The organism is Yoonia maritima (assembly GCF_003003285.1).
Classification (GTDB): Bacteria; Pseudomonadota; Alphaproteobacteria; order Rhodobacterales; family Rhodobacteraceae; genus Yoonia; species Yoonia maritima.
This window is the reverse complement of sequence record NZ_PVTP01000009.1, coordinates 1-17,385: the sequence shown is the minus strand read 5'-3', so window position 1 is coordinate 17,385 and position 17,385 is coordinate 1. Positions and strand designations below refer to the sequence as shown.

At 54.4% G+C, this 17,385-nt stretch carries 19 protein-coding genes; 9 read left to right on the top strand and 10 right to left on the bottom strand.

Annotation, left to right across the window (positions count from 1 at the left end):
* Positions 1 to 104: 104 nt before the first annotated feature.
* A complete protein-coding gene (locus tag CLV80_RS12840) occupies positions 105 to 980 on the top strand; it encodes a 3-hydroxybutyryl-CoA dehydrogenase (RefSeq protein ID WP_106358343.1) in 876 nt (291 codons plus the stop codon).
* Here the strand turns inward: CLV80_RS12840 and CLV80_RS12835 are convergent.
* The 7 genes from CLV80_RS12835 to CLV80_RS12805 are packed head-to-tail and all read right to left on the bottom strand — an operon-like array spanning position 977 to position 6,319.
* Positions 977 to 1,855: a lysophospholipid acyltransferase family protein gene (locus tag CLV80_RS12835; RefSeq protein WP_106358342.1), complete on the bottom strand. Its 879-nt coding sequence runs from the start codon at positions 1,853 to 1,855 to the stop codon at positions 977 to 979. The two genes, CLV80_RS12840 and CLV80_RS12835, sit on opposite strands and share 4 nt — an antisense overlap.
* Positions 1,856 to 1,885: 30 nt before the next feature.
* Positions 1,886 to 2,155 (bottom strand): HPr family phosphocarrier protein, encoded by a 270-nt coding sequence (locus tag CLV80_RS12830; protein ID WP_106358341.1) that lies wholly within the window; start codon positions 2,153 to 2,155, stop codon positions 1,886 to 1,888.
* Positions 2,152 to 2,547, bottom strand: a complete 396-nt coding sequence (locus tag CLV80_RS12825; RefSeq protein ID WP_106358340.1) for a PTS sugar transporter subunit IIA — start codon at positions 2,545 to 2,547, stop codon at positions 2,152 to 2,154. Before CLV80_RS12825 ends, CLV80_RS12830 begins: the two co-directional genes overlap by 4 nt.
* The gene (gene rapZ / locus CLV80_RS12820; protein WP_106358339.1) at positions 2,544 to 3,458 is read right to left on the bottom strand and encodes an RNase adapter RapZ; all 915 of its coding nucleotides are present in this window, start codon (positions 3,456 to 3,458) and stop codon (positions 2,544 to 2,546) included. Before rapZ ends, CLV80_RS12825 begins: the two co-directional genes overlap by 4 nt.
* Complete coding sequence (locus CLV80_RS12815; protein ID WP_106358338.1) at positions 3,455 to 3,880, bottom strand: HPr kinase/phosphorylase; 426 nt, start codon at positions 3,878 to 3,880, stop codon at positions 3,455 to 3,457. The genes rapZ and CLV80_RS12815 overlap by 4 nt, the downstream gene beginning before the upstream one ends.
* A 9-nt stretch (positions 3,881 to 3,889) precedes the next feature.
* Positions 3,890 to 5,614 carry a sensor histidine kinase gene (locus tag CLV80_RS12810; protein WP_106358337.1) on the bottom strand — a complete coding sequence of 575 codons (1,725 nt, stop codon included), beginning with the start codon at positions 5,612 to 5,614 and terminating at the stop codon, positions 3,890 to 3,892.
* A 3-nt stretch (positions 5,615 to 5,617) separates the two neighbouring features.
* Entirely contained in the window at positions 5,618 to 6,319 is a 702-nt protein-coding gene (locus CLV80_RS12805) for a response regulator transcription factor (protein WP_106358336.1), read from the bottom strand.
* 300 nt (positions 6,320 to 6,619) lie between these two features.
* Between CLV80_RS12805 and CLV80_RS12800 the strand changes: the two genes are divergently transcribed.
* Genes CLV80_RS12800 through CLV80_RS12790 form a run of 3 tightly spaced genes read left to right on the top strand, consistent with a single transcriptional unit; the run spans position 6,620 to position 9,193 of the window.
* A complete protein-coding gene (locus CLV80_RS12800; protein WP_106358335.1) occupies positions 6,620 to 8,218 on the top strand; it encodes a phosphoenolpyruvate carboxykinase in 1,599 nt (532 codons plus the stop codon).
* A gap of 60 nt (positions 8,219 to 8,278) precedes the next feature.
* Entirely contained in the window at positions 8,279 to 8,815 is a 537-nt protein-coding gene (locus CLV80_RS12795) for a DUF3859 domain-containing protein (protein WP_106358334.1), read from the top strand.
* Positions 8,816 to 8,872: 57 nt separating this feature from the next.
* Entirely contained in the window at positions 8,873 to 9,193 is a 321-nt protein-coding gene (locus CLV80_RS12790; RefSeq protein ID WP_106358333.1) for a hypothetical protein, read from the top strand.
* Positions 9,194 to 9,198: 5 nt separating this feature from the next.
* Here CLV80_RS12790 and CLV80_RS12785 read toward each other — a convergent pair whose 3' ends face one another.
* Entirely contained in the window at positions 9,199 to 9,969 is a 771-nt protein-coding gene (locus CLV80_RS12785; protein WP_106358332.1) for a sulfite exporter TauE/SafE family protein, read from the bottom strand.
* Between the two features lie 147 nt (positions 9,970 to 10,116).
* Here CLV80_RS12785 and CLV80_RS12780 point away from each other — a divergent pair, with 147 nt between their 5' ends.
* Positions 10,117 to 11,802: an acyl-CoA dehydrogenase family protein gene (locus tag CLV80_RS12780; RefSeq protein WP_106358331.1), complete on the top strand. Its 1,686-nt coding sequence runs from the start codon at positions 10,117 to 10,119 to the stop codon at positions 11,800 to 11,802.
* On the opposite strand, the gene CLV80_RS12775 is transcribed toward CLV80_RS12780, so the two are convergent.
* Positions 11,799 to 12,557 (bottom strand): IclR family transcriptional regulator domain-containing protein, encoded by a 759-nt coding sequence (locus tag CLV80_RS12775; protein WP_106358330.1) that lies wholly within the window; start codon positions 12,555 to 12,557, stop codon positions 11,799 to 11,801. The genes CLV80_RS12780 and CLV80_RS12775 overlap by 4 nt on opposite strands.
* 107 nt (positions 12,558 to 12,664) lie before the next feature.
* Here CLV80_RS12775 and CLV80_RS12770 point away from each other — a divergent pair, with 107 nt between their 5' ends.
* From CLV80_RS12770 to CLV80_RS12755, 4 genes are all read left to right on the top strand, one after another.
* Positions 12,665 to 13,372, top strand: coding sequence for a 3-oxoacid CoA-transferase subunit A (locus CLV80_RS12770; RefSeq protein ID WP_106358329.1), 708 nt, complete (start codon positions 12,665 to 12,667; stop codon positions 13,370 to 13,372).
* The gene (locus tag CLV80_RS12765) at positions 13,369 to 14,052 is read left to right on the top strand and encodes a 3-oxoacid CoA-transferase subunit B (RefSeq protein WP_106358328.1); all 684 of its coding nucleotides are present in this window, start codon (positions 13,369 to 13,371) and stop codon (positions 14,050 to 14,052) included. The genes CLV80_RS12770 and CLV80_RS12765 overlap by 4 nt, the downstream gene beginning before the upstream one ends.
* A gap of 9 nt (positions 14,053 to 14,061) precedes the next feature.
* Positions 14,062 to 15,264, top strand: a complete 1,203-nt coding sequence (pcaF, locus tag CLV80_RS12760) for a 3-oxoadipyl-CoA thiolase (protein ID WP_106358327.1) — start codon at positions 14,062 to 14,064, stop codon at positions 15,262 to 15,264.
* A 153-nt stretch (positions 15,265 to 15,417) separates the two neighbouring features.
* Positions 15,418 to 16,254, top strand: a complete 837-nt coding sequence (locus CLV80_RS12755; RefSeq protein ID WP_243394560.1) for an SDR family oxidoreductase — start codon at positions 15,418 to 15,420, stop codon at positions 16,252 to 16,254.
* A gap of 188 nt (positions 16,255 to 16,442) precedes the next feature.
* Here CLV80_RS12755 and recO read toward each other — a convergent pair whose 3' ends face one another.
* Positions 16,443 to 17,168 (bottom strand): DNA repair protein RecO, encoded by a 726-nt coding sequence (gene recO, locus CLV80_RS12750; protein WP_106358483.1) that lies wholly within the window; start codon positions 17,166 to 17,168, stop codon positions 16,443 to 16,445.
* Positions 17,169 to 17,385: the final 217 nt, after the last annotated feature.

Sequence of the window (17,385 nt, the reverse complement as noted above, 5' to 3'; positions counted from 1 at the left end):
AATCCCTAATGGCAAAATTCAATTTAACTTTTCATCAACTGCGCGACTTGAAGCCCCCATGCACACGGGCCTATGGTGCGTTTAACCGGTAAAGGAATGAGCAGATGGCAATTGAACGTGTGGGTGTCGTTGGCGCAGGACAGATGGGCAATGGGATTGCGCATGTGTTTGCATTGGCAGGCTACGACGTAGTGATGACGGACATCAGCGCAGATGCGCTAACCGCCGCTGTGGCGTTGATTGACCGCAACCTAGAACGCCAAGTCAGCAAAGAAGCCATCACCGCCGACACAAAGGCACAGGCAATGGGACGCATCAAAACGACCCAAACCCTAACAGATCTTGGTCAGATGGATTTGATCATTGAAGCCGCAACCGAGCGTGAAGAAATCAAAACAAAAATTTTCGCCGAACTTCAGCCGCATCTGAAACCTGAAACGATCCTAACATCAAACACGTCTTCAATTTCGATCACGCGTCTTGCATCCCGCACCGACCGTCCTGAGAAATTCATGGGTTTTCACTTTATGAACCCCGTTCCAATCATGCAGCTGGTGGAACTGATCCGCGGGATCGCAACTGACGAAGAAACCTTTAAAGCCTGCTATGAAGTTGTTGAGCGGCTCGGCAAAACGTCCGCTACAGCGGAAGATTTCCCAGCCTTCATCGTAAACCGCATCCTGATGCCGATGATCAACGAGGCGATCTATACCCTCTACGAAGGTGTCGGGTCGGTGAAGTCTATCGATACTTCGCTAAAATTGGGTGCGAACCATCCGATGGGCCCGCTCGAGCTGGCTGATTTCATCGGTCTGGATACGTGTCTGGCGATCATGAACGTGTTGCACGATGGATTGGCCGACACCAAATACCGGCCCTGTCCGCTACTGACCAAATACGTCGAAGCAGGGTGGCTAGGCCGTAAGACAAAGCGTGGCTTCTACGACTATCGTGGCGAAACACCGGTTCCGACCCGCTAACCCTTTAGCGCCAAGGTCTGTTCGCGCAGCCACGCCATAAACGCGCGTGGCTCTTTTAAGCGGGTTTTAACGTCTTCTTGGTCAAAAGGTTCGCCGATAACCGGCTTTTGCGGCTTACCACACGCATGCACAATCTCATGCAGCAACAGGCTTTGACGAAGCGTCGCTGAAAGACGGTTCGCAATCTGATACCAACGTGAATTCGCGCCTGGGAAAAAGCATGGGACAACCTGCGCCCCCGAGGTCCTGATCATTTTGGACGTAAACACGTTCCACTCCGCCTCGATCACCGGGCCAAACATCGTTTCAGACGATGCGACAACACCCGAAGGAAATAAGGCGATCAATCCACCATTTTTAAGATGTTCCATCGCCGTCCGGCGCATCTCGACCATCTTTTTCTGCGCATCTGGTTCATGAGGGAAAGGCACAGGGATCATAAAATCACCGGCTTCTTTATCGATACCGGTTAAAAATGATCGTGTTAGAATGCGATAGTCAGTACGGACACGACCAATCAAATCAGCAAGGATCATACCGTCGACCATCCCATGAGGGTGGTTGGCAACCAACACGGTCGGGCCCGTCTTTGGGATTTTGTCCAGTTGATCTTGAGGGGTCAACAAATCGATTTCCATCACCCCCAAGGTGCCACGCCAAAAAGCTTGGCCTTCGAATTTCCCCATGCCTTCGAATTTGCGGATCATCCGGATGACGCTAACTTTGCCAGTCATCCATTCAATTGCACGAATAACATTGCGTCTAAAGTTGCTATCGAATGTGTTTGAATACGTTAGGCTTCGACGGTCATAGATATGCTGCCCTTCCGGGCCAGTGACCGGAGCCGTTTGCGTTTTCCGGGTCGTTTCAGTCACGTTGTTGTTCCTATCAGGATAAAATAACTGCTAGTTGCCTTCACCAAACTTGTCGGCGACCAGGTCAGTGATAGCAACCGACAAAGCATCCGCCTGCGGGCCGCGCGTTTCAACGTCGATATAGGTCCCAATTGACGCAGCAAGCATCAACAGTCCCATAATGCTATCTCCGCTCGCACTTTCACCATCTTTGCTAACAGTAGCTTCCGCGTCAAACCCTTCGACGACTTCGACAAGTTTAGCTGATGCGCGCGCATGCAGGCCTTTGATATTTTCAATTTTCAGTCGGCATGTCGTCATACGTGTGATCCGCCGTTGTGGCTGTTTATATATTTATGCGCTGCGTTGATCGCAGCTTCGACCGCATCCGGCACCGTGCGGCGACGCGATTTCGCTAACTTAATCAGCATAGGAAGGTTCGCGCCATAAAGAATACGCCGGTTTTCAGGATTACAGGCCCGTAAGGATAGGTTTGATGGCGACCCGCCAAACATGTCGGTGACGATTACTACGCCGTCGCCCGTATCGACAGCATCAGCAGCGTCGCAAATTTCGGATTGCTTTACGGCGCGATCGTCTTCGGGCCCAATCGCAATACTGATTACACCAGTTTGTTCACCAACGACGTGTTCTACTGCTGCAAGATATTCTTGCGCTAACCCGCCATGTGCCACAATGACAATACCAATCAAACCTGGTGTCCCTTGCTACCCAGCGCATCGCGCCGTTCCATTTCTCGATGCCGTTTAGACACATGCCATCCATCATGCGCAAGAGCAGATGCAAGTTGCTCTGTGACTGCAACTGAACGGTGTTGCCCTCCGGTACACCCAAAGCCAATCGACAGATGCGACTTACCCTCATCCTTGTGCGCGGGCAAAAGCAGATCAACCAGAGATTTCACCCGCTCAAAAAACGGATCATAGCGCGGATCAGCAGTCACGTAATCGGCAACAGAAGCATCACGGCCATCCAACTGGCGCAGACTTTCGTCCCAATGCGGATTTCGCAGAAATCTGCAATCAATGACAATATCCATACCACGTGGCAGACCGCGTTTGTAGGAAAATGAATGTATCGTCACGCCCAATGGGCGGCCGTCACCGGGTGCAAACCACCGATCAACCTCTGCCCGTAAATCATGCGGGGATAGTCCCGTCGTGTCGATCAACACGTCTGCGCGCGCACGGACTGGCCCCAACAATTCACGCTCGCGCGCGATCCCGGCCAATGGTGTTCCCGCGGGAGCAAGCGGATGACGACGTCGCGTTTCCGAATACCGCCGCACTAATTCTTCTTCATCAGCATCTAAATAAAGCACCTGCGCATCGCGGTCTGGCCGCGCGGCAAGCTGATCGATGGCTTCGATCAACGCATTTGTCCCGAAATCTCGATTCCGAACATCCAACCCCAATGCTAATGGCCGATTAATCGGCGGTCCTTCTAACAGACGGGGAAGAAGCGAAAGCGGCAAATTATCAATAACTTCGTATCCAAGGTCTTCCAGTGCATTAATCGCTGTGGACCGACCTGCTCCTGATGGACCTGTGACCAACACAATAGCCGGCGGCGACTGAACAGATTGCGGAACTTGCGACGTCATCGATTACTCCAACCTGCTTTGAGAATTTGCAGGATTGCTGGTACAAAGTGATCACCACTCACGCGATGAATCAAGGGGATGTTACGTCCGAACAGTTCAATAACGCGTCTTTCAGGCATGCGACTCTGTTCTATTTCATTCAAATCAACGACGAGCTGCACTTGGGCACTAGAAACGGCCCTTGCATTTAAAATGCCGACCCCACGTGCTTCGATCAATCCGGCAATGGTATCAGGACAAGATGCAAACAGCCCTTCGTCATCCGCAGCGAGTAGAACACGATCATCCGCCACCAAATCGCAACCCAGCGCCATAAGCTGAAGCCCCAAGGCGCTTTTGCCAGAACCCGACTGCCCCTTGATCAGCACAGCTACGCCATCCCATGCAACGCATGTAGCATGAACGGAGTGGGTTACACCCATCGCAAAGGCCTAAATTGGCAGTCCAACCACAAAACGCGCGCCCAGCGGTTCTGAGGTCGGATCAGCATCGGTAGGGCGAATGTTTTCGGCCCAAATGACACCATCATGGGCTTCGACAATCTGCTTGGAAATCGCAAGGCCAAGACCTGAATTATTCCCAAACTGGCCTTCTGGACGCTCTGAATAAAAGCGCTGAAAAATCTTAGCCAATGCACCGTCAGGAATGCCCGGACCAGTATCTTCGACCACGACAAGCACCCGATTATCACGCTTACGCGCCCACACGCGAATAGCGTCGCCGTCTTCGCAGAATGAAATGGCGTTGGTAATCAAGTTCACGAACACTTGCGCCAACCGACCCTCTAAGCCGCGTACCTTAATGGTCTCTTCCGGCAAATCAGCGACAAAATCGATTCCCTTGAGCTTGGCATCCTTACCCAAAAAATCGTTAATGTTGCCCATCATTTTGATCAAATCAAAAGACTGCTCTTCTTCTTTAACAAGTTCACTGTCCAATCTCGACGCATTTGAAATATCACTCACAAGTCGGTCAAGCCGTTTCACATCATGGTCGATGATTTCCATAAGGCGGTTTCGCTGATCTTCACGCTTTGCAAACTGCATTGTACCGACCGCCGATCGTAGCGAAGCAAGCGGATTTTTGATCTCATGTGCGACGTCAGCCGCAAACTGTTCATTACCTTCGATACGCTCATACAGGGCTGCAACCATGCCACGCAGCGCAGCCGACAATCGTCCAATTTCATCCGGGCGGGCCGTCAAATCCGGGATACGCACCTTTCCAGGTGACATTTTACGTGCGTTTCGATCATGACTGGCCTCTGCTGCAGTAGCGAGATCCGCAAGTGGGTTTGCTATTGTCGACGCAAGAACAAGACTGAGCCCGATGCTCACCACAATCGCAACTAAAAACAACCGCAAAACCTGCTCGCGTTCACGCTGAACAAGACCGTCAATTTCACCAGCCGCAGTTTGAACCGCAATCACCCCAACAGCGATGTCATCGCGCATGATAGGAGTCGTAACGATAAAGTTGGTCGCCCCACCAATCGTCGTACTTTCAAGATGGGTCCCGCGCGAAAGCGCCTGCCTTACGTTTTCCTTTGAAAGCTCAACCAGTTGCTGTTCAGGCGTCAGCATATCACCACGATATGCACCGATCGCAGCAAGGCCGTTCCAGATTTTCCCAAGAAAGTCAGTTAGGAAGGTACCACCTGTTTGCGTTTTTAGTTCTGCAAGCTCTGATGCGTTCAAACTCCCCTTAGCCGTCGCAACCAGTGTCGCGTCCAAAGCGAACACTGATACTTCCACCCCACCGCGCAAGTTAAGCCCTGCAAGCGTTTCCGCCGGGTCGATCCCATCCGCCGTGACAAAATTAACAGGCGCAGTGGTCGGCAACTGCGCTTCAAAGACGTCGGAAATAAGTCGCGCTTCGTTCACCAATCCGCGCGCACGTTGATAAGCAAGGTGATCACGCGAAGGGTTCATATATAGAACACCGGCAATCAACAGAATCATAGCGATCAGATTGATCGTCACGATTTTGCGGGCAATCGGCGAACTTCGTAACGCCAAAAGGCCGCGACGTGGCGCGGCGACTTCAGCGTCCGGATCAGGAAAACCCCAATCATCGCCTAGCACAAGATCAGGATCGCGCGCAGCCGCACGTACGGACTGCAAGTCTCGGACGTCAATCTTGGGTGCGGCAGTCATGCCTTACTCTTCGTTGTAGCGATACCCGATACCATAGAGCGTTTCGATGGCTGAAAACTCGTTATCGGTGTTACGCATCTTTTTACGCAGCCGCTTGATGTGGCTATCGATGGTACGGTCATCTACATAGACACTGTCATCATAAGCCACGTCCATCAGCTGATCGCGGCTTTTGACGAAACCTGGCCGTTGGGCCAATGCCTGAAGCAAAAGGAACTCTGTGACAGTCAAGGACACGTCACGCCCTTTCCACTTCACCGCGTGGCGCAGCGGATCCATCACCAGTTCACCGCGAACCATGACCTTTGTTTCCTCGGTCTCTTCAATCTCTTCGCCAGCAATAGCGTCTTGGCGACGCAAAAGCGCGCGGATACGCTCGACAAGCAAACGTTGAGAGAAAGGCTTTTTGACATAATCGTCGGCGCCCATACGCAAGCCCAGAACCTCATCGATTTCATCGTCTTTTGACGTTAGAAAGATAACTGGCATTGATGTCTTTTGACGAAGGCGCTGCAGTAGATCCATCCCATCCATGCGCGGCATCTTAATGTCCAAAACTGCCATATCCGGCATACGTTTATTGAACGCCTCAAGCGCAGCCTGACCGTCATTGTAAGTCTCGACCTCAAAGCCTTCAGCCTCAAGCGTCATTGAAACTGAGGTCAGGATATTTCGATCATCATCGACCAATGCAATTCTCGACATATAACTCTTTCCCTAGTGGTCGCAGTTCTAGCTATCGTTCCGGTTTAAATGTTTTCAGCGTTTTGGCTAGGCGAATCAATCCAAAACTCGCACATGGCCACAATATGGCCGCATTTGACGCGGTTTTGCATGTTTGCACGCTAACATTTCATAACCCTTAGGACATAAATTGCCACTGGTTGCGCTAACATAGAAATGGTTGCGCTAACTGTGACAACACGGGCTATCCGCACCCGAAAACTTGATGTTAATGAACCCTATCGCTGGCCATTTCGGCCATATCATTTAAGGAGCGAACCCATGGACCAAGGTACGGTCAACCCATCGATGAAGCTTGAAGATCAAGGCATCAAAGGGCTGGGTTATGTATACTACAACCGCTCTGAAGATGAATTGCAAAAGGCCGCAGTCGACGCTGGCGAAGGCGTGAACGGCAAAGGCGGCACTTTCTTGGTGACGACAGGCAAGCACACTGGCCGGTCGCCAAAAGACAAATTCGTTGTTCGCACACCATCCGTCGAAGACAAAATCTGGTGGGAAAATAACCCGCCAATGGACCCGGCTAAATTCGACGCGCTCTACAATGATATGCTAGAGCACATGAAAGGCGGCACTTACAACGTCCAAGATTTGTTCGGCGGCGCTGACCCAGAACACCGTCTTGATGTGCGCGTTGTGACCGAACTGACTTGGCACGGGCTGTTTATCCGTCACCTATTGCGTCGTCCCGCGGCAGAAGAACTCAAAACATTCGTCCCAGAGTTCACGATTATCAACTGCCCAAGCTTCAAGGCGGACCCGGCAAAGCATGGCTGCCGTTCTGAAACAGTGATCGCACTGAACCTAGAGGCAAAGCTAATCCTGATCGGCGGAACAGAATACGCAGGCGAGAACAAGAAGTCTGTGTTCACACTGCTAAACTACCTGCTGCCAGAAAAAGACATCATGCCGATGCACTGTTCTGCGAACCACGCGCCGGGCAACCCTGTCGATACGGCGATCTTCTTTGGCCTGTCGGGCACAGGTAAAACCACATTGTCTGCGGACCCATCACGCGTTCTAATCGGCGATGACGAACACGGCTGGTCCGACCGGGGTACCTTCAACTTCGAAGGCGGCTGCTACGCGAAAACCATCGGCCTTGATCCAAAGGCAGAGCCTGAAATCTACGCAACATGTTCAATGCCGCACACGGTTATTGAGAACATGGTCTTTGATGAAGAAACGTTCGAACTTGATTTCGAAGATGACAGCCTGACCGCCAACATGCGTTGCGCGTACCCGTTGAACTACATTTCAAACGCGTCTGACACCGCGCTTGGCGGCCACCCAAAGAACATCATCATGCTGACATGTGATGCATTCGGCGTGCTGCCTCCGATCGCGCGACTGACACCAGCGCAGGCGATGTACCACTTCCTGTCAGGCTTTACGTCCAAGGTCGCAGGCACCGAACAAGGCGTAACAGAGCCAGAGCCAACATTCAGCACCTGCTTTGGTGCGCCATTCATGCCGCGTCGTCCAGAGGTTTACGGCAACCTATTGCGCAGCAAAATCGCAAGCCATGGCGCGACCTGTTGGCTGGTAAACACTGGCTGGACGGGTGGCGCTTATGGCACCGGATCACGCATGCCAATCAAAGCAACACGTGCCCTGCTCGCGGCTGCACTTGACGGGTCACTATCCGAAGGTACCTTCCACAAAGATCCAAACTTTGGTTTCGATGTTCCTGTCGCAGTGGATGGGGTGGATAACGCACTGCTGAACCCACGGAACACTTGGGCAGACAAAGATGCCTATGACACGCAGGCAACAAAGCTTGTTCAAATGTTCAGCGACAACTTTGAAAAATACGTTCCGTTCATCGACGACGACGTGAAATCAGCCGCCATCGGCTAATCCGTAGGGTGGATTTCAATCCACCTTACGTCACAGAATTACCTACGCTAAGGTCAGCCCATGAAACATTGGCTGACCTTTTTTCTTTTAATGCTCGCGCCGACACTCGGCAGTGCCGACCCCGACATGGTCAGCTCAGAAATCGCTTCCATCGAAATTGGAATCGTCTGCCCGCCTGACCCGATTAGCGTAAAACCTGCACCAAACACGCTTGCGGGCGCCACGCATATCATCGACGAATCCCCACCTTTTGTTTCCAATAGCCAGATCGTCCCAGCAGCCTACGGCGTCGGATTTGGGGTAAAATCACTCGCGCGACGCGAAGAAGGCCTAGAAGGCGTGACGATCGCAATCACCCATCCGCCAATGGGCGACGCGGGCACAACAATGCAGAGCTTTGGCACACGTATCAGCGGGATCGACCCTTCAATTTCGTTCTATCAATTTGACTATGGCTACGAACTTCAGCCCGGAACTTGGACGATGACAGCGCTAAGAAACGGCAAACCGCTTTACGCAGTCACGTTCGAAGTTGTATCGCCCGAAACGCTGCCAGATTTAGCCGCTGCCTGCGGGTATTTGGAACTTCTTTCGTAAGGTAAGAAATCGACACCGATATCAAACAACCCGCTACTGCCTGAAAGAAACACGTTGATGGACGATATCCTTGAATTCATTTTAGCAATCATCAGTGTGACGATTTACGGTACTGAGGATAAGCCAAGGCACCCATTCTGGCGAAACAGCATTCGTGCCATCGCGTTTGTCGGTGTTTTCGTGTCGGCTGCCAGCTTTTTAAACATGTTTGGCGAATATGAATTCCCATTTCTCATCATATCGATTTGGGCCCTATGTTCTCTCATCGTCCTATCGGCGGAGTACTATGCCGGATCAAAGGCAGCTGGCTTGGCCGCACTTGGTGCATTTTTGCTATGGATCGTCATCGTATTCACGACGCAGTTCGTAACCCCCTAAGGCCCCTAACCCACCAGTCCCCGACGGATCAGGTTTGCACCAGCAAGCACCAACACCCAAAGCGTCGCGCGGCGGAACCGTTCTTGGTCAAACCGATCACCTAATTTGAATCCCAGCCACATCCCGGCAATCGCAGGCAACACAAGCAACGCCGACAATTGCCACGTCTGGGCATTCAACACGCCGGACCGCAGATGCCCAAGAAACAGCATCAGAGACCCCAGCCCATAGATTACACCTTGCACGGCCATTTGACGGGCACGGGGCGTATCAAGCGCGAGAAGATACAGAACTGTCGGCGGCCCCCATGTGCCAGCCAAACCGCCAAGCGCGCCCGACACTGCGCCAGCACCCCATTCGAAAACGCGGCGGTGCTTTGGGGGGATACGAGGGTGCCACCCCACCAGCTGGATCGCGCATAGCCCGACAACAGGCACGCCCAGCACGATAAACATCGCATTTGCGGGAATGCTGCGTAGGAACTGCGCTGAAACGAGGATCATCACGCAGACCACAAGCACGTAACGCCAATGCTCCTTTAGACTGTCCCATGCAGACCCTAACCCTGCGCGGGCGACCTGCATTCCATTCGTAACCACAATCGGAATGATCACACCGGCCACGACAATTTGTGGTTCGATCAAAATCCCCATGCCGGAAATCATGATCAACGGCATCGCAAAACCGACAGCCCCTTTTACAAAGCCACCAAGCAATGTCACGGCGCAAGCAAAGATCAATAATGACAGCGGAAGAATATCAAGAAGGTCAAACATACCTGTGCATACGCCGTTCCTAACCGACTGACAGCCCCAATTTCGTTACGACACTTTCGTTCTAAAAGTTATTCGTTTGTGAATTAATATTGCGCTGCAAGTGCAAACATATTATCTCTGCACCTGCAAACTAAGGGGAATCGACGGATGCCACATGATGGACAGGACATGACACAGACCAGCAACCCAATTCTGGCCGATCTATTGCAGCTATGCGATGTCGCGCTTCCCGCCGTCGACTATGTAGTGACACGCGCCAAAGCCGCAGTCCGCGAGACCGTTACAGACGGCGACCGCGTTTCTGCACGTCTGATCGAAGAAAACCAAACCGCCGCCCACGGGCTGGCGTGGCTGGCAACCTACGCCCAGTCCCTGCAACAAATGCAAAACTGGGCGACTCGCTTGCAAGCGGACGGTAAATTCGGAGAGGTCGAACAGCTGATCCACCAGATCGCATTTGGTGAATACCTCTGGCAGATTTACGGCGGCATCCCGATGAGCCAAGGCGAGATCCTGCGCCTTCAGGATATCGGCCTGACCCAAGACGAAATGCGCGCACTGATGCTGCCCGAAGTGATGACACTCACGCAATCAGGCAACACCCAAGCCGCACGCACGCGGCTGGTCGCACTGATGCAAGAACAGTCCGCGAATGTGACCGTCGGGGCGACTGGCCTTGATGATGAACTCGAAATGATCCGCGAACAGTTCCGTCGCTTCAGCGTTGATAAGGTCGAACCATACGCCCACGACTGGCACCTCAAAGACGAACTGATCCCGATCGAAATCATCGAAGAGATGGCCGAGATGGGCGTTTTCGGCCTGACCATCCCCGAAGAATACGGCGGCTTTGGCCTGTCCAAAGCATCCATGTGTGTTGTCTCCGAAGAACTGTCGCGCGGTTATATCGGTGTTGGTAGCCTTGGCACCCGGTCCGAAATCGCGGCCGAGCTGATCCTTTGCGGCGGCACCGAAGAACAAAAACAACATTGGTTGCCCGGCATCGCCAGCGCAGAAATCCTGCCAACTGCGGTATTTACAGAGCCTAACACTGGGTCTGACCTTGGTTCACTACGCACCCGCGCCGTCAAAAAGGGCGACGACTGGGAAGTGACAGGAAATAAGACGTGGATCACTCACGCTGCACGGACCCATGTGATGACGCTGCTGGCCCGTACCGACCCAGACACGACCGACTATCGCGGCCTGTCCATGTTCCTTGCAGAAAAGACACCCGGCACCGACGAAGACCCATTCCCAACCCCCGGCATGACCGGCGGTGAGATTGAGGTGCTTGGCTATCGCGGGATGAAAGAATACGAACTTGGCTTTGACGGTTTCAAGGTCAAAGGCGAAAACCTGCTTGGCGGTGAAACTGGCAAAGGGTTTAAGCAATTGATGCAGACGTTCGAAAGCGCGCGCATTCAAACCGCGGCCCGCGCCATTGGTGTCGCGCAATCGGCGCTGGACGTTGGCATGCAGTATGCCCAAGACCGCAAACAGTTTGGCAAATCGCTCATCGACTTCCCACGTGTGTCGGGCAAGCTGGCCATGATGGCAGTCGAGATCATGATCGCCCGCCAATTGACATATTTTAGCGCCGCCGAAAAAGACAACGACCGCCGCTGCGACCTAGAGGCAGGTATGGCGAAACTGTTGGGCGCACGGATCGCATGGGCTTGCGCAGATAACGCGCTACAAATCCACGGTGGAAACGGCTTTGCGCTTGAATACAAGGTCAGCCGTATCCTGTGTGACGCACGTATCCTGAACATCTTTGAAGGTGCTGCCGAAATTCAGGCACAGGTCATTGCACGTCGGGTACTGGATTAATTCAGCACGCGTTGCAGGCCAGCCTGCACCTTTTGCAATAGCGGCAGATAGGCGGTGACCAGATCATCGACTTCTGCCTGCACTGCGGCGACACCGATATTCAGCGCCGCAACCGTTTGCCCACGCGTATTGCGGACTGGAACAGCGATAGACCGCAGGCCCATCTCGACCTCTTGGTCGATCAACGCATATCCATCACGACGCACTTGATCCAATCGGGCCATCAAATCAGCGGGATCAGTAAGACTGGTCGCTGTGCGCGGTGTCATGTCACCCTGTTCGATCAGGGTAAGGGCCTCGGCCTCTGGCAATGCCGCCAACAACACCCGCCCCATCGACGTGCAATGCGCAGGCAGTCGCGAACCGGGCATCAGCCCAATCGACATAACGCGGGTCTGGGCAGCGCGTGCGACATAGACGATCTCTGTCTCGTCCAGCAGCGCAACAGACGACGATTGCCCGGTTTGCTGCGATAGCTGATCCAGCCACGGCTGCACGATCTGCGGCAATGGCAGGGCGGCCAACGCGCCCATCCCCAACCGCAATACACGTGGGGTAAGCTGAAAGAACTTACCGTCGTAATCAGCATAGCCAAGTTCGTTTAACGTCAACAAACAGCGACGCGCCGTCGCGCGATCTAGGCCCGCATTGGCCGCCGCCTCTGCCACCGAAAGGCGAGGCGTTTCGGCACTAAACGCCTCGATCACCCTTAAACCCTTAGCGAATGACGATATAAAGTCTGTCCGGTTTACCATGCGAACAGCCTGTATCACATTGTGAACAAATATCACAATACGCACGTTTTAGATTGGCCTGTCATGCCCAGGGCGTAGTTTCTTTCCATCCCTGCCAAGAGGTTCCAATGGACAAGACACTACATTCACTCGCCGACGCTGTGTCGGTTATTCCCGATGGGGCGACGATCATGATCGGCGGCTTCGGCGGCTCTGGCGCGCCAATCGAACTGATCCATGCGCTGATCGACTGCCGCCCGCGCAACCTAACTGTGATCAACAACAACGCGGGCAACGGCCATATCGGCATTGCCGCGATGATCGAACAAGACATGGTCGCGAAAATGGTCTGCTCTTTCCCGCGTTCCAAAGACCCTCGCGCGTTCACCGAACGTTACCTTGCGGGCAAGATCGAACTCGAAATCGTGCCACAAGGCACGCTAGCCGAACGCATTCGTGCGGGTGGTGCTGGCATCCCCGCGTTCTACACCCCCACCAGTTTCGGAACCGAATTGGCCGAAGGTAAGCCTGTCGAAAAATTCGAAGGACGGTCATATGTACAAGAACGCTGGCTCAAGGCTGACTTTGCGTTGGTCAAAGCAGAACGCGGCGATACTCACGGCAACCTGACCTACAACAAGGCAGGCCGCAACTTTGGCCCGCTCATGTGCATGGCCGCGAAAAACACCATCGTTCAGGTCAGTGAATTGACCCAACCCGGTGCAATCGACCCCGAAACCGTGATCACCCCCGGCATCTTTGTGAACGGTGTGATCGAGGTGCAAAACCCAGCCCAAGAAGAAGTGCTTAACCTCGCAGAGGCGGTATACCCATGACCCAGATCGACGACATCAAACTAAGCAACGCGCAAATCGCATGGCGTGCCGCACAAGACATCGACGATGGGGCCTATGTGAACCTTGGTATCGGGTTCCCGGAAATGGTTGCCCGCTATCAACGCGAAGGCTGCCAAGCGATCTATCACACCGAAAACGGCATCCTTGATTTCGGCGCACCACCTGCACCCGGCGAAGAAGACTGGGACCTGATCAACGCTGGCAAAAAAGCGGTCACGCTAAACCCCGGCGCATCGTTCTTTCACCACGCGGACAGTTTTGCGATGGTACGCGGCGGGCACTTGGATGTAGCTATCCTTGGCGCTTACGAAGTTGCCGAAACAGGTGATCTCGCGAACTGGTCCACTGGTCGCGGCGGCGTTCCTGCTGTTGGCGGTGCGATGGATCTTGTGCATGGCGCAAAACGCGTCGCGGTCATCACAGATCACCTGACCAAAAAGGGCGATCCCAAACTGGTTTCAAAGTGCTCACTGCCGCTGACTGGCGTTGGCTGTGTGACACGTGTTTATACGTCACTTGCCGTTGTCGACATCGAAGACGGCCACTTTGTCCTGCGTGAAAAGCTCCCTGCGATTTCATTCGACGATCTCCAAGCACTGACCGGCGCGACGCTGCACACAACAGACACCGTGGGCGATCTGATCGTCCCTGAACTGTAAGGTATCACAATGACCCAAGCATATATCTGCGACTACATCCGCACGCCTATCGGGCGCTTCGGCGGGGCGCTTGCCCCTGTCCGTGCGGACGACCTTGGTGCCGTACCGCTGCGCGCACTCATGGCCCGCCACGACATCGACTGGGCAACCGTAGACGAGGTCTACTTTGGCTGCGCCAACCAAGCAGGCGAAGACAACCGCAACGTCGCACGCATGTCCGCGCTATTGGCTGGCCTGCCCGAAACCGTGCCGGGTTCAACGGTGAACCGCCTATGCGGGTCCGGCATGGACGCGCTGATCTTGGCCGCACGCAGCATCAAAGCAGGCGAGGCTGACATGATCATCGCTGGCGGCGTCGAAAGCATGAGCCGCGCACCCTTTGTGATGCCCAAAGCGACAAGCGCCTATTCCCGCGCGAACGAAATCCACGACACCACTATCGGCTGGCGCTTTGTGAACCCGCTGATGAAATCGCAATACGGCGTCGATTCGATGCCAGAGACAGCAGAAAACGTGGCCGAAGACTTCAACGTGTCGCGCGAAGACCAAGACGCCTTTGCGCTGCGTTCCCAGCACAAAGCAGGCGTCGCGATGGAAAACGGCACGCTAGCGCAGGAAATCACACCAGTGACCATCCCACAGCGCAAGGGTGAAGCGGTTGTTGTCGACACAGACGAACACCCACGTCCACAAACTACGGCCGAGGCATTGGCCAAACTGCGCGCGCCATTCCGCGAAGGCGGGTCAGTGACCGCAGGTAACGCGTCCGGCGTAAATGATGGGGCAGCCGCGCTGATCATCGCGAACGAGGATGCAATCAAACGCCATGGGCTGACACCAATCGCACGCGTCATGGGCGGCGCAAGCGCCGGCGTTGCACCACGGATCATGGGCTTTGGCCCTGCTCCAGCGTCGCAAAAACTGATGGCACGACTTGGACTAACCGCTGATTCATTCGACGTGATCGAACTGAACGAAGCCTTCGCATCGCAGGGCCTCGCCACGCTACGGGCCCTTGGCGTTGCCGATGACGATGCACGGGTAAACCCAAACGGCGGTGCAATTGCATTGGGTCACCCGTTGGGCATGTCCGGCGCGCGGATCGCAGGTACAGCGGCCCTACAAATGCAACGGACCGGCGGCAAATACGCACTGGCGACGATGTGTATCGGCGTTGGGCAAGGTATCGCCGTGGCCCTCGAAAGAGTCTAACTAAACTAAATGCAGCCCCAAAACACCTTGGGGTTGCATCTTTAACGCAGGTCGAGCCAATTCGACAAATGCACATAGCCTGCAAAGCGCGAACCGGATACTTCTACCAGCAAGGTCATTCTTGGACCACCCCTGATTATGTCGGAGCGTATTGTGCCCAAAACTGTTCTGCTCACCGGCGCGTCCGGATACATTGCCAAACACATTGCACTCCGACTTCTTGAAGCAGGCTATCATGTTCGCGGCACCGTTCGGGATCTTGCCCGCAGCGCTGAGGTCAGCGATGCGATTGCAGCGCATTTGTCAGATACCGACAACCTCGACCAGCGACTTACATTTGCCGCGGTTGATCTGAACAGTGATGACAATTGGGCCGATGCGATGGCCGGGGTCGACACGGTACTGCACACGGCATCTCCGTTTCCGATGGTCCAGCCCAAAGACGAAAACGACCTGATCCGGCCAGCCGTCGATGGAGCACTACGGGCGCTAAAAGCTGCCAACAACGCGGGCATCAAACGGGTCATCATGACGTCGTCGACTGCCGCGATCAACGGATCTGCGCTCCCTCCGGGTGATACAGCCTATAGCGAAACGAATTGGACTAACCCAGACGACGCCGACATCACGCCCTACACGAAATCAAAAACCTTGGCAGAGCTGGCTGCCTGGGACTACGTCCGCGACCACGCGCCAGAAATGAAGCTCACAATCATCAACCCCGGTTTCGTGGTTGGCCCGCCACTGGACAATAAATTTGGCACATCGGTGCAGGTCATCGAACGAATTCTACGCGCCAAAGACCCCATGCTTCCCAACTTCGGCTTCACTGCTGTCGATGTCCGCGACGTGGCGGAAATGCACGTGCACGCAATCCAAAACACCGAAACCTTCGGCCAACGGATCATGACAGTGGACCGATTTATCATGTTCGCCGAAATGGCCAAAGCGATCAAAGCAGCCTACCCCCAGCGTCGGGTGGTTACGTGAACGGCCCCCGATTTCGTTGTGCGGCTGCTGGGCATATTTGATCCCGCAATCAGGCAGATTGTCCCGTCTCTAGGACGCATTGAAAAGATCGACAACAGCCGTGCCATGAAAACACTAGGGCGCGGGATGCGACAAACGCCCAAAAGCGTGGTCGAAACCGCCGCGCATCTCATCGACAATAACCTGATTTAGGTACGGGCAATCGCCTCAATCAGTCGCGCACGCGCCGAAGGCACCGGACGGTCACCCATCGACTTTACCAACCGATGTTCAAGGAAATACCCTGTCGTCCGCAACGCGATGACGATCTCTTCGTTTGTGGCGTCGCCCTGCCCCGCCAATACAGGCGGAAGTGGCAGCAACCGGTCCGCCCATTCGCCCGCCGCCTGACGGCTTACCGCACGCCCAGATTTGGGGGACACATATATCAGCTCTTCGTTCGTTCCGCGCACGGCGCAGGCCGACAAATCCATCCCAAATCCCATTTCCTCTAGCAGCGCCTGTTCCCACCGAAGATAGGCCAGCGGCCAAAGCTCAGACTGCCCCAACAAATCCAGCAAGCTAATCGTCCGCTCATAAAGTTCAGAGTGCGGTTCCCGCTCTGGCAAAACGAGCACAAGTATGGCGCACACCGCGTTCAGCCCCGCCAACGCAAGCCGATCCCCCATAGCGACCGCAGCGCGGCTACGGATAGGTTCAACCGTGAATGACCCTAAATGACTGTCCAGCCGCGCCTTCCAAGCCACCGAAAGCTGCGCACCGGGCTGTAATGTTGGGGCAACCTTACGACTGGTCCCACCGCGCACCACGCCGGCATGCAGACCATGGGCCGCGCTAAACACCTCAATAATAACGGAGGTTTCGCCAAAAGGTCGCGCAGCCAGCAACGCCGCTTCATCGCGCCATTCGATCATTGGGGTAATATCCGGACCATTTCGCCATATCAGACGCCAAGCCACAAAATTGCAAGCCTCGGCCGCCTCCGGCGGGAGTATTTTAGGCAAGATGATACGAACGGCCATCGGCTCTCCAGCCTGTGCTTTGCCCCCTGAAAACTGGATCACTTTGAGTTAGAGTTTCCGACTGCTATTTTTCTGGCTGGAAGAAGGAGTGGGCGCGATGAAAGCATCC